The sequence below is a fragment of the Azospirillum sp. ST 5-10 genome (assembly GCF_051225715.1).
Taxonomy (GTDB): Bacteria; Pseudomonadota; Alphaproteobacteria; order Azospirillales; family Azospirillaceae; genus Azospirillum.
The window spans coordinates 1-13820 of sequence record NZ_JBPJSP010000019.1 but is presented as its reverse complement, the minus strand read 5'-3'; the positions used below and the strand labels follow the sequence as shown (position 1 = coordinate 13820).

General features: G+C 71.4%; 4 protein-coding genes. All 4 read left to right on the top strand.

Annotation, left to right across the window (positions count from 1 at the left end; all coding sequences use genetic code 11):
- Positions 1-169 precede the first annotated feature (169 nt).
- Positions 170-2311, top strand: coding sequence for an elongation factor G (gene fusA, locus ACSBPG_RS19830; protein ID WP_435538934.1), 2142 nt, complete (start codon positions 170-172; stop codon positions 2309-2311).
- 243 nt (positions 2312-2554) lie between these two features.
- Positions 2555-4204, top strand: coding sequence for a PQQ-dependent sugar dehydrogenase (locus ACSBPG_RS19825; RefSeq protein ID WP_435538933.1), 1650 nt, complete (start codon positions 2555-2557; stop codon positions 4202-4204).
- A 79-nt stretch (positions 4205-4283) separates the two neighbouring features.
- The gene (locus ACSBPG_RS19820; protein ID WP_435538932.1) at positions 4284-9578 is read left to right on the top strand and encodes a glycosyltransferase; all 5295 of its coding nucleotides are present in this window, start codon (positions 4284-4286) and stop codon (positions 9576-9578) included.
- A gap of 1018 nt (positions 9579-10596) precedes the next feature.
- The coding region (locus ACSBPG_RS19815) for a beta strand repeat-containing protein (RefSeq protein ID WP_435538931.1) at positions 10597-13820 on the top strand (3224 nt) is incomplete at its 3' end.

The window sequence follows — 13820 nt, the reverse complement described above, 5'->3', positions numbered from 1 at the left end:
GCGACTATCACGCTGCCCAGTCCGCCCGGCGCGTGCGCGAGTGCGGATGCGGAAAACTGTTGTTTGACTTTTTCCGCCACCCCTTGTATGGCGCGCAGCCAAGGAGCATCTAGGCCTCGCCGCCGTCAACCCGAGCACGCGGTTCCGGTCCGCACCACGGAGTTCTTTAATGCCGCGCACCACGCCCCTGAGCGACATTCGCAACATCGGCATCATCGCCCACGTCGATGCCGGCAAGACCACGACCACCGAGCGTGTCCTGTACTACACGGGCCGCAAGCACACGATCGTCGACGTCCACGAGACGAAGGACCTGAAGTCCTCGACGACGACCGACTACCTGGAGCAGGAGCAGAAGCGCGGCATCACCATCCAGTCGGCGGCCGTGTCCTGCTTCTGGAAGAACAAGAAGATCAACCTGATCGACACCCCGGGCCACGTCGACTTCACGATCGAGGTCAACCGCTCGCTGCGCGTGCTCGACGGTGCCGTGGTGGTGTTCGACGGCGTGGCCGGCGTGGAGCCGCAGACCGAGACCAACTGGCGCCTGGCGGACAACTACAAGGTCCCGCGCATCTGCTACGTCAACAAGATGGACCGCTCCGGCGCCAACTTCCGCCGCTGCGTGCAGATGATGAAGGACCGCCTCGGCACCAACCCGGTGGTGATCCAGGTGCCGATCGGCTCGGAAGACGACTTCCGCGGCATGGTCGACCTGATCGAGATGAAGGCGTATCTCTGGTTCTCCGACGAGCGCGACGCGCCGATGGAGACCTGGGAGATCACCGACGACCTCGCCGACAAGCTGAAGTTCACCAACCAGAACGACCGCGACATGCTGGCCGAGATCCCGGCCCTGCGCGCGGCGCTGATCGACTCCGCCCTGGTGGAGGACGACGCGGCCATGGAGGCGTATCTGGAGAGCGGCGAGGATCCCTCGCCCGACGTCCTGCGCGCCTGCCTGCACAAGGGCACGGTCAACGCCACCCTGGTCCCGGTGCTGTGCGGCTCGTCCTACAAGAACAAGGGCGTGCAGCAGCTCCTCGACGCCGTGGTGTGGTACCTGCCGTCGCCGGAAGAGGTCGAGGCGATCAAGACCGTCGATCCCGACGGCAACCCCAACGGCGAGCGCAAGACCTCCGACGACGAGCCGTTCTCGGCGCTGGCCTTCAAGGTCATCAACGACCGCTTCGGCTCGCTGACCTTCGTGCGCGTCTACTCCGGCGTCGCCTCCAAGGGCCAGTCGGTGATGAACACCACCCGCGGCAAGCGCGAGCGCATCGGCCGCATGGTGGAGATGTTCGCCAAGGACACCAACGACCTGGACGAGGTGCGCGCGGGCGACATCGTCGCCTTCGTGTCGCTGCAGGAGACGGACACCGGCGACACGCTGTGCGATCCGTCGGCGCCGGTGGTGCTGGAGCGCATGCGCTTCCCCGACCCCGTGATCAGCGTCTCGGTCGAGCCGAAGAACCGCGCCGACCAGGACAAGTTCTCGGTGTCGCTGGGCAAGATGGTGCGCGCCGACCCGTCGCTGGTGCTGGAGACCGACAAGGACACCGGCCAGACCATCCTGCGTGGCATGGGCGAGCTGCACCTCGAGGTGACCATGGACCGCCTGCGCACCGAGTTCGGTGTCGAGGGCGTCATGGGCCGGCCGCAGGTGGCCTACCGCGAGGCGATCACCCGCGCGGTCGAGCACACCTACACCCACAAGAAGCAGACCGGCGGTTCGGGCCAGTTCGCCGAGGTGAAGATCCGCTTCGAGCCGCGGGAGCGCGGCGAGGGCTACAAGTTCGTCGACCAGATCGTCGGCGGCACCGTGCCGCGCGAGTACATCCCGTCGGTGGACAAGGGCCTGCAGAACCAGAAGGAAGACGGCGTCATGGCCGGCTACCCGACGGTCGACTTCCAGGCCACCCTGCTGGACGGCAAGTACCACGACGTCGACTCCAACGCGCTGACGTTCGAGATCGCCGCCAAGGCCTGCTTCCGCGAGGGCATGCGCCTGGCCGGCCCGGTCCTGCTGGAGCCGGTCATGAAGGTCGAGGTGGTGATCCCCGAGGACTACCTCGGTGACGTCATCGGCGACATCAACCGCCGCCGCGGCACCATCCTCGGCCAGCTCGAGCGCGGCACTAACATCGCCGTCGAGGCCCACGTGCCGATGTCGGAGATGTTCGGCTACATCGGCGAGCTGCGCGGCATGACCTCGGGTCGCGGCTCCTACAGCATGGAGTTCTCGCACTACGACCCGGTGCCGAAGAACGTCGCCGACGAGATCGTGGCCAAGAGCGGCAAGGCCGCCTGATCCACGGCTCGGACACGCACGTCGGTCGCGAAGCGCCGGCCCCCCCGGGGGCCGGCGTTTTCGTTGTGCGCCGGCCGGTCCGGCGGCGCTCACCCGTCCGCGCCGCCTCCTCCCCAAAGGCCGCGCCGCGGCGGCGATGTGGCTAAGCCCGCTGCCCGGGGAATGCCGAACCCCTCAGCCCGTTTGCCGTCGTGACGTCTTCCCGGAGCGGAGGCGCGGGAGGCAACAAGGGACGGGTGCGGCATGGACCAGCCAGGCGATCGCTTCTTCATCGACCCCAACAACCTGCCGGGAATCATCAACGATTCCGTGCGCAACTACTCCGAGCTGGTGGAGCGGCCCGACGGCGTGCTGCCGCAGGTCCCCGACGGGTTCCAGGTCAGCGTCTTCGCCGAGGATCTCGGCCGTGCGCGCCAGATCGAGGTGGCGCCCAACGGCGACGTGCTGGTGACCCGCGGCGGCGCCGACGACATCATGCTGCTGCGCGACAGCGACGGCGACGGGGTCGCCGACCTGCGCACCACGCTGGCCGACGGCTTCGACACGCCCCACGCCATGGAGCTGCGGCCCGACGGCCTCTACGTCGTCGACGTCGGCCACGTCTGGCGCGTGCCCTACACGCCGGGCGACCTGGAGGCGCAAGGGGAGGCGGTGGCCCTGACCCCCGACGGCGCCCTCGGTTCCGACGAGGGCCACACCATGCGCTCCCTGGCCTTCAGCGCCGACGGGCAGAGCTTCTTCGTCGGCATCGGCTCCGAATCGAACCTCGCGGTCGAGCCGGCGCCGCGCGCCACCATCCTGCAGTTCGACGCCGACGGCAGCGATCCCCGGATCTACGCCAGCGGCGTGCGCAACCCGGCGGGGCTCGAGGTGGAGCCGCAGACCGGCGCCCTCGTCGCCACCGTCGTCGAGCGCGACGCGATGGGCGACGAGCTGGTGCCCGACTTCCTGACCCGCGTCGCCGAGGGCGGCTTCTACGGCTGGCCCTACGCCTACATCGGCGCCAACGACCAACCGGGCTTCGTGGACGACCCGGCGCTGACGGCGCGGAGCATCGTTCCCGACACGCTGTTCCAGGCCCATTCCACGCCGATCGGCTTCACCTTCTACACCGGCGACCAGTTCCCGGCGGAGTACCGGGGCGACGCCTTCGTCGCCCTGCGCGGCTCGTGGAACTCGGCCGATCCGCGCGGCTTCATGATCGCCCATGTCGACGTCGAGAACGGGGTGCCGCAGAACGGCTACGAGGCGTTCGCCACCGGCTTCTGGATGGAGGGGCAGACCGCACCGGAGGTCTACGGGCGTCCGACCGCGGTGGCGACGGCCGCCGACGGGTCGCTGCTGATCGGCGACGACACGGGCGGCACCATCTACGCCGTGCGCTGGACGCCCCAGGGCGACGCCGGACCCAACGCCCTGTTCGGCGGCAGCGGCGTCGACACCCTGATGGCCGGCGCCGACGCCGACACGGTGATGGGCGCCGCCGGCGCCGACCAGCTGTTCGGCAACCAGGGCGCCGACCTGCTGCTGGGCGAGCAGGGGGACGACCTGCTGTTCGGCGGCCAGGGCGCCGACACGATCTTCGGCGGGCAGGGGGACGACGAGATCGTCGGCAACCGCGGCAGCGACTGGCTGTTCGGCAACCGCGGCGAGGACACGCTGACCGGCGGGCCGGGCGCCGACGTCTTCGCCGCCCGGACCGGCATGGATGCCGACACGGTGACCGACTTCTCCTTCGCCGACGGCGACCGGGTGGGGGTGGTCGCCGGCCAGTCCTGGTCGGTGGCCGGCACCGGCGGCGACGCGGTGATCCGCTTCGGCGCGGGCGACAGCCTGACGCTGAAGGGCGTCGCCGCGAGCGCGGTCCAGGACGGCTGGTTCACGGTGGCGTAGGCACTCCGGCCCCGCCAATCTGCGCTTGATGGCGGGGCCGCTCTCGCGGATGATCCGGCGTCCACTGGTCGTCCGGCATATGATCCCGAAAATCATTCACCACCTCTGGAAGAACGAGGCGGTCCCGGACCGTCTCGCCCTCTACCGCGACACCTGGCGGCGCCTGCACCCGGGCTGGGAGCACCGGCTGTGGACGGACGCCGAGCTGCGCGCCTTCGTCGCCCGGGAATTCCCGGACTTCCTGCCGGTCTACGACGGGTACGCCGAGCCGATCCGGAGGGCGGATGCGGCGCGCTACCTCATCCTGAAGCGCATGGGCGGCCTGTACGTCGACCTCGACTTCGAAGCCTTGAAGCCGATCGACTCCCTGCTCGACGGGCCATCCCTGGCGATCGGGCTGGAGCCGGACAGCCACCTCGCCCTGGACAAGGCGGTGCGGGCGGGGATGACGCGCATCCTCTGCCCGTCGCTGATCGCCTCGGTGCCCGGCCACGGCTTCTGGGACCATGTGGTCGGGGCCCTGCGGCGCAACGCCGGCGCCGACGACGTGCTCGACGCGACCGGACCGTTCCTGCTGACCCGCGCCTACGACTCCTACGCCGCGCCGGAGACGATCACCCTCCTGCCGGCGCACGCGGTCTACCCCGTGGACAAGATGGCGTGCTGGCAGGGCCGGCTCTTCGACATCCGCCACTGGGAGCGCGTCACCCGCGACGCCTACGCGCTGCACCATTGGGACGCCACCTGGTTCCGCGGCGTCGACGCGGCGGACCGCCCGCCGGTGCCGGTGCGCATCGTCGTCTCCGACGGCGAGGCCGGGGCGGCAGGCGCCCCCGCCCCGGCCAATGATGGCGAGCGGCCGCTGGTGTCCTGCCTGATGACGACGCGCGACCGCCCGGCCCAGGCGCTCATCGCCGTCGACGGCTTCCGGCGGCAGACCTACCCGAACCGCGAGCTGGTGATCGTCGACGACGGCGCCGGGACCACCCTGGCGCAGGCCGTGGCCGCCCTCGCCGACCCCCGCATCCGCCTGGTGCGCCCGGAGGATGCCGCACCCAACCTCGGGCGGGCCCGCAATCGGGCGGTGGCGCTCGCCGCCGGTCCCTACGTCTGCCAGTGGGACGACGACGACCTCTACGACCCGTTCCGCATCGAGGTGCAGATGGCCGCCCTGCGCGGCGCCGGCGCGCGGGCCTGCGTGCTGAGCCAATGGCTGATGTGGTGGCCGGAGGCGGAGCGCCTTGCCGTGTCCCGCCGGCGCGCCTGGGAGGGGTCGCTGCTGTGCGAGAAGGCGGTCCTGCCGCCCTATCCCGAGCTGGCACGCGGCGAGGACACGCCGGTGGTCGAGCGCTTGCTGCGCACCGTCCGTGTCGTGCACCTCGACGAGCCGCGCCTCTATCTCTACGTGGCCCACGGGCGCAACACCTTTCCGTCCTCCCATTTCGACGAGCAGTGGCACGCCGCCGAGGAGCGCTGGGAAGGGCGACGCTTCCAGGATGTCGCCGTCGAACTGGGCAAGCGCCTGCCCCTCGCGGCGTACCGGCAATCCCTGGCGGACGCCGCCACCCTGGAGGAGCGTCTGGCGGCGGCGCGGGCCCTCCTCGACACCGGCCGCCTCGACGAGGCGACCCGCGCCTACGCCGCCCTGCGCGATGCCCACCCGGCGCGGCCCGCCGTGCTGGAAGGGGCGGCCCAGGTCGCCGCGGCGGCGCGGCGCTGGCGCGACGCCGCAGCGCTGTGGGACCGGCTGCTGGCGCAGGCACCGGAGCACGCTTCGGGGCGGCTCGGCCGCGGCGTGGCGCGGCTCGAGCTCGGCCGGTTCGCCGAGGCCGAGGCGGATTTGACGGCCTTGGCCCGCCAGTTGCCGGAGGAGCCGGCGGTCCGCGTCGCGCTGGCCGAGCTGGCGGTGCGGCAACGGAACTGGACGGTGGCGCGGGCGCGCTGGCGGCGGGTGCTGTGCCTGGACCCGGCGTCGTCGCGGGGGTGGGGCGGCCTGGTCATCGCCCTGGTGGAGATCGGCCGGCTCGACGCCGCCGAGACGGTCGCCCGGAGCCGCGGCCCGGCGCTCGGCCGCGCCGACGCGGTGGTGATGCTGGCGGCCGTGCTCCACCGCCGCCAGCGCGACGCCGAACTGGCGGCGCTGCTCGACGCCAACCGGGACGTGGTGGCCGGCCAGCCCGCCCTGCGCGCGCTGCATTTCCACACGCTGCTCGTCCGCGGCGACCTGGAGGCGGCCTGCACGGTGGCCTTCCCCGGCGGCGGCGCAGGCACCGTGCAGCACGACCTGATGACGGCGGCCTACACCCGCGGCCCGGAGGGGCGGCGGGCCCTGCACGCGCTGTGGCGCAAGCACGGAACGGACGTACTGAGCCCCGACCTGGTGGGACCGGCGGCGCAGGCGGTGCGCGAGGCCGAGGGCGAGAGCGGGCTGCGCGCCTTCTTCGACGCGGTCGACGACCTGCCGCCGCACGACGAGCGGTCGATCCGGCTGCGCCTGATGGCCGTGTTCGAGCGCCTGCGGTTCGGCCTGGGTGACGGCACCGCCGCCCAGGCGCTGCGGCGCCTCGCCGACCGGCGCGACCCGCACGCGCCGCTGGGGCATTGGGGCGAGGCGCTGCGCCGCTTCGCGGACGGCTTCGACCGGCTCCGCACGCGCTTCCCCGCCTTCCACGTCGAGAGCGGGTGGACCCGCGCGGACGCCGAGGCCGTGACCGGGCGGATCCTCGACGCCCACCGCCACCGCCGTCCCTTCAGCCTGATCCGCCTCGGCGACGGGGAGGGCAATTTCCTGCCCTATCCGCCGGGGCAGGAGGAGCACGCCGACGCCGACCGCGCGGCCACCCAGTTCATCTGGTGGGGCGGGGCGCTGCTGGAGGGCGACGCCGCGGCCGCCATGAGCGCGGCGCTGGGGACCGCCGTGCGCAACGCCGACGTGGTCGGCGTGCCCGACCTGGCGCGCCTGTGCTACGGGCTGCCGCTGCCGACGCCGCCCTTCCTGTTCCACAGCTGGCACGACTACCGCGGCCTTCTGGTGGTCCTGCATCACCTGGCGCAGCAGGGACAGGATGCCCTGTTCCGGCCGGCGCAGACCGTCGCCTCCTGCCACGTCCACGCCGACCTCGCGGCCTGGGGCCAGTACGAACGCCTGTTCGCCGAGATCCGGCGGGTGTCGCTGATCACCTGCCACCCCGGGCTGGCGGCGGCGCTGAGCGAACGCTTCGGCGTCGCCGTCGACCAGGACGTGCGCATTCCCCACGAGGCGAAGTACGCCGCCCAGTTCGGCTATCCCGAGGCCGGCCCGCACTACCCCGACGCGTTCCGGACCCTGGAGCGGACCCTGGCGGTGCGCGAGCCGGGGGAGGTCTTCCTCGTGGCGGCGGGCTTCCTCGGCAAGCTCTACTGCGACTGGATCAAGGCGCGGGGCGGCATCGCCCTCGACGTCGGCAGCGTCGCCGACCAGTGGCTCGGCTTCAACACCCGCAGCCTGCACTTCGCGCAACGCTACGAGGCGCCGCCGCCCGCGCCGGAACTTCCGGCTTCCGCCCCGGCGGCGGCCGGAGTGAGCGTGTTCGGCCACTTCGGCGCCGGCGTCGGGCTGGGGGTGGCGGCGTGCGGCCTGCTCGACGCCCTCGCGGCCGCCGGCATCCCCCACACGGCGGTCGACCTCGATTCGCCGGCCATCGGCGCCGCGCCGCGGCATCCCGTCACCATCGTCCACACCAACCCGGACCTGCTGCTGGCGTCCGGCCGCGACCGGCGCCTGCAGGAGGCGCTGCGCGGCCGGATCCGCATCGGCGTCTGGGCGTGGGAGAGCGCGACCAGCTTTCCGGCCGCCTGGCAGCCGGCGTTCGCCCTGTTCGACGAGATCTGGGCGCCCAGCCGCTTCGCCGCCGAGGCGCTGCGCCGGGTCTCGCCGATCCCCGTGGCGGTGGTCCCGCACGTGGTCGCGCCGGCGCCGTCGGCGGCGACGCGGCGCGACCTCGGCCTGCCCGACGACGCCTTCGTGTTCGCCTTCCTGTTCGACGAGCTCAGCGACTTCGAGCGCAAGAACCCGCTCGGCGTCGTCGCGGCGTTCCGCCGGGCCTTCCCGGTGGCGGACGGGCGCACGCTGCTGCTGATCAAGGCGCGCACCCTGTCGCCGGCCGGGCGGGCGCGGCTGGAGGCGGCCATCGACGGGCATCCGTCGATCCTCCTGCGGGTCGGCGACGCGCCGCGCGCGGAAGCGTTGGCCATCATCGCTCAATGCGACGCCTACGTGTCCCTGCACCGGGCCGAGGGCTTCGGGCTGACGGTCGCCGAGGCGATGGCCTTCGGCAAGCCGGTGATCGCCACGGCCGGCTCGGGGGTGGAGGACTTCCTGTCGGACGACTGCGCCTTTCCCGTACCCGGCCGTGCGGTGACGCTGGACGCTCCCGTCGGCTACTATCCCGCAGGCACCGTGTGGACCGAGCCGGACCTGGACGAAGCGGCGCAGCTCATGCGCGCCGTCTGTTACGGCCGCGGGCTGGCCCGGGCCAGGGCACGCCGTGCCGCCGAACGCGTCCGCGACCGCCTGTCCGCCGACGCCGTCGGCGCCCGCGTCGCCGAGCGGCTGGCCGCCGTGCGGCGGCACCCTTCGGTGCTCGTGCTGATCCCCGTGCGCAACGCACGCCGCCATCTGCCGGCGCTGCTGACGCTGCTGGAGCGGCTCGACCATCCCCGCGACCGGCTGTCGCTGGCCCTTCTGGAGGGCGACAGCGAGGACGGCTCGGCCGCGTTCCTGGAGGCCGAGTTGCCGCGGCTGGCCGGCCGCTTCCGCCGCGTCGAACTGCACCGTCATGACACCGGCGTGCGCTTCGACGGACCGCGCTGGGCGCCGGCGGTGCAGCGGCTGCGGCGCGGCGCCATCGCCCGGGCCCGCAATCGCCTGCTGCAGGCGGCGCTGCGCGACGAGGAGTGGGTGCTGTGGGTCGACGCCGACGTGGCCGACGCCCCGGCCGACGCCCTGCGGCGCCTGCTGGACAGCGGCCACGACATCGTCGTCCCGCACTGCGTCCTGCAGCCGGGGGGCCCGACCTTCGACCTCAACACCTTCCAGCTCACCGACGGCGCCGCCGGCGAGGCCCAGCACATGGTGGACGGCCTCGTCCAGCCGCCGCGCGGGGTCGGCCGGCGCTATCTCGACGCGCTGCGCGGCCGGGGCCCCGTCCCGGTCGACGGGGTCGGCGGCACCATGCTGCTGGTCCGTGCCGACCTGCACCGGGACGGGCTGGTCTTCCCCGCCGCCCCCTACCGCGGCTACATCGAGACCGAAGGCCTGGCGATGATGGCGCGCGACATGGGGGTCACCTGCTGGGGCCTGCCCGACCTGGAGATCCGCCACGCGCCGGAGTGACGCCGGCAACGCTTGGAGCGGGATTCACGCTTTTGGCCGGATCGGCCAAAAGCGATCTTGCTCTAGGCATCCCGGTATGAGGTCCCCTGTCGGCCGTGAAGCGTTCCAATCCGTCACGATTGCCTTGTTGCCAGGCCGGCAGGCGTTTCGGCATATGATGGGGGCCGGACGCTTCCGGCGGGCGCCGCCGCGGGTTTCCCCGGCGCGCGATGACGCGACGGAACGACGGTGGCAGGGAAGGCTGGAACAGGGGGGCTGCGCGCTCGCCGCGCGCGGATCGCCGACACAGCGGATCAGTTCTTGCGCCGCCCGGGCAATGTAAAAAATTGTCGCATTTCCGATGTTGACCCGCGACATCTTGCCCATTCATATAATGGTATGCGTGGCGCTCTTCATGGCAAGAGGAGTGTCGCGTCGTTGAAGAGGTTCCGGCCGGGAAAAACGGTTCGGACAAAGTCGTTGCCGTGGCTGATACGGCAATCTTAGGTTGCTTTTTGTTTGGCGCTCAACTCGTTTCGATCGTGATCCGGTTCGCCTGCTGAACGTCCAAGACCTCTGGGAGAGGAACATCACATGCCGGGGGGTGTGCGTCTTTCCCCACTGCCCAGCCGTGACCGGGTCGCATCCGCAGGGCTGCCGATGATGACGCGGAACTGGGGGGTGACAGCCCGGGGTCTGCCGGATCGCGACATTCGACACGCCTCGGCACGGACGGATGCCCGCCGCGATCCGGCTCGTCTTCTCCGTTCGCTCCTGCTCTCTGCGGACGGAGCATCTTAGCAATACGATCGCACTCGCGCCGAGCAATCGACTGGCGCCCCAAGTTCTCCGTCACGCTCTCGATCATCAATACGCCGACGCTCGAACGCTCCGGCCAATGGGTGTGGCTCGGATCGTCCTCGGGAGCACCCGAGTACCGTCGTGCGATCGGGTGTGTGCCGTTTGTTGATCATGAGGGCTTGGCTCCTCATGAAAGTCGGTAAAGCAGCCTTGCAGACGTCACTGTTGGGGACCTTTCATGGCGGGAACGTTTCGCTACCAGCTCAGCGGCGGCTACACGACCGGTGACGGCGATCTGCGCGTCGTCAACGCCGGCACGACGCTGGCCAGCCAAATCTCCGACACTGAATCCGTCACCATCTCCTTCAACCTCTCCGCAGCGCGCTGGTATTGGACGGTCAGTCCGGACAATTTCGGGCTGCTGGACGCCAGCGGCTCGGCCCTGACGTCCGCCTCCACCGTGTCCCTGCTCGTCGACCTGTCGACCTTCAGCGGTGCCGGCAGCCTCAGCGGCGGCGATCTTGGCGACCGCTTCATCGGCGGCAGCGGCGCGGACGTCCTGTCGGGTGGCGACGGCAACGACACGCTGAGCGGCGGGTCCGGCAACGACACCCTGTACGGCGGCGGCCACGGCGACCTCATCGACGCCGGCGGCGACGACGATCTGGTCGTCACGAACTTGGCGCAGTTCACCGGCGACACGATCGCCGGCGGCAGCGGCAACGACACCCTGTCGCTGACCGGCGGCGGGCTCTTCGACCTCAGCCACGTGACGGGCTTCGAGCGGATCGAAGGCTCGACCTTGGCCGACACCATCGACGGTCTCGGCAGCGATTCCGTTGTCATCGTCGGCAAGAACGGCAACGACCGGCTCGTCGGCGGCAGCGGCAACGACACGCTGAGCGGCGGGCCGGGAAACGACACCCTCTCCGGCGGTGCCGGCGACGATCTCTTCAGCATGGCCGGGAGCACGGATTTCGGGGTCGGTGAAATCATCGACGGCGGCGACGGCAACGACACCATCGACGTCGCCCTCAACACCGCCTTCGACTTCTCCTCCGGCGTCAGCAACGTGGAGACGATCCGCATCAGCTACGCCGGCGGCGGCAACGTCACGGGGACGTCCGGGGCGGAGACCATCCTCGGCAACACCGGCAACGACACGCTGAGCGGCAACGGCGGCGCCGACTCCCTGGTCGGCGGCAACGGCAACGACACGCTGGCCGGCGGCGACGGGGTCGACACCCTGGTGGGCGGCGACGGCAACGACGTGTACGTGTCGGCCCTGGACGGCAGCAACGCCGACGTGGTGTCCGGCTTCACCGCGGGCGACCTCCTGCGGGCGACGGGCCGCACCGGCGGCGGCACCCTGACGGCCGGCACCGGCACCACGGTCGCCGCCAATTCGGTCCAGGTGAACATCGTCTCGGCGGACGACGCCTACGTCTACATGGACGCCGACGGCGTGGAGGACGCGCCGGAGGTGGTGTTCCATCTGGCCGGCACCTTCTCGCTGTCGAATTTCGTTCTGTCCGGCAGCGACGTCGCCTTCCAGGTGCCGGTGTTCACCACGGGAACGGACAGCTTCAACGACACCGTCGGCCACGACCTGACGACCGGCGCCAGCGACGCCGAGATCAACGCCGCCGACAACGTCGACGCCGGCGACGGGACCGACACGCTCAACCTGACCCTGGCGGACGGCGTCACCACCGAGGCGGCGACGATCACCGGCTTCGAGAACCTGAACCTGACCGTCGCGGCCGGCCAGAGCGCCACCTTCACGGCCACCAACGTCGGCAGTTCGACCCTGAAGCCGGTGGGTGCGGGAAGCCACCTCATCACCGGTGCGTCGGTCGACGTCGACGCCTCCGGCCTGACCGGCGCCGGTACGGTGAACGCCACCTTCACCGGCGGCAACGTCGCGGCGACCGGTGGCGACAACGACGACGTCTTCGCCTTCGGCACCTCGCTGGAGTCGACGGACACCATCAGCGGCGGCGCCGGCGACGACACCCTGTCGGCGACGTTGGACGGACAATCCGTCAATGTCCATGCGGACGGCATCGAGACCCTGGCGGTGACCGCCAGCGGTTCCTCCAGCTCGGTGGCGCTGAACAACACCACCGGCCTGACGACGCTCGTCGTCGACGGCACCGGCGACTTGCACACCGGCGTGACCAGTTCGATGACGTCGTTCGACGGCCATGCCGCCCAAGGCGATCTCAGCGTCACGTTCACGGCCGCCAGCGACATCCTCGTGCAGGGTGGGTCGGGCGACGACACCTTCGGCTTCCGCGGGACCCTCGACAGCGCCGACACCCTGAGCGGCGGCGACGGCAACGACACCGTCACGGCGCGCATCGACAATCTCACGGGAAGTGCCGGGCAGCTCCGCCTGACGGGGATCGAGACCCTGTCCCTGGACAACCGGGGTTCGGCCAGCGTGGTCGACCTGACCAACACCAGCGGACTGACGACGCTGATCCTGGGTGGCAGCGCCGACCTCGCGGTCTCGGGAATCCTCGCGACGGTCACGCGGATCGACGGCAGCTCGTTCGGTGCCGCGGCCGCGGTGACGCTGGCCGACGCCGCCGACATGCTCGTCGATCTGGGCAACGGCAACGACGTCATCGACTTCACGACCACCCTCGACAACGCCGACACGGTCAACGGCGGCGCCGGCGACGACACGGTGCGGGCCGACGTGACCGGCCGCGACCTCACCAGCGGCCTGTTGCACCTGACGGACGTCGAGACTCTGGCCCTGTCGGGGACGGGGTCCGGCGGCCTCGACCTCGGCGCCGCCAGCGGTCTTGCGCGGGTGGAGGTGAGTGGCGAGTTGCGGGCGGTCCTGCGCGGCATCTCCTCGGCGACCACGGTGGACGGCTCCGGCATCACCGGGGCCGGACTGCTGAACGTCGTGTTCGGGGCCGGCGACGACGTGGCGATCGGGGGCGCCAACGCTGACCGCCTCGTCGGCGGCGACGGCAACGACCAGCTCTCCGGCGGCGCGGGGAACGATTCCCTGTCGGGCGACGCCGGTACGGACCTCTTGGACGGGGGAGCCGGCAACGATACGCTTCTCGGCGGTGCCGGCGCCGATACCCTGTCGGGCGGCGACGGCACCGACACCCTGTCGGGCGGCGACGGTGGCGACCGGTTCGTGCTGGCGGCCGGCGACAGCGGCGTCGATGTCATCGCCGACTTCGGCAGCGGCGACGTCATCGCCGTCACCGGGGCGACCTTCACCGGCTCCGTGACGTCGGGCGACGGCACGGTCATGGCGGCGGGCTCGGTGCAGGTCGGCGCCACGGTGGGCGGCGTCACCATGCTCTACATCAACACCGCCGGCACCGCCGGCCCGGCCCAGGCGACGATCGCCCTGACCGGCGCCTTCACGACCGCCAACTTCACCCTGTCCGGCGGCGACATCGTCTACACCGTTCCGTCGCCGCCCTC

Excerpts from the sequence above, each read along its gene's own strand:
- fusA (WP_435538934.1), top strand. The coding sequence starts at position 170 with ATGCCGCGCACCACGCCCCTGAGCGACATTCGCAACATCGGCATCATC.
- ACSBPG_RS19825 (WP_435538933.1), top strand. The coding sequence starts at position 2,555 with ATGGACCAGCCAGGCGATCGCTTCTTCATCGACCCCAACAACCTGCCG.
- ACSBPG_RS19820 (WP_435538932.1), top strand. The coding sequence starts at position 4,284 with ATGATCCCGAAAATCATTCACCACCTCTGGAAGAACGAGGCGGTCCCG.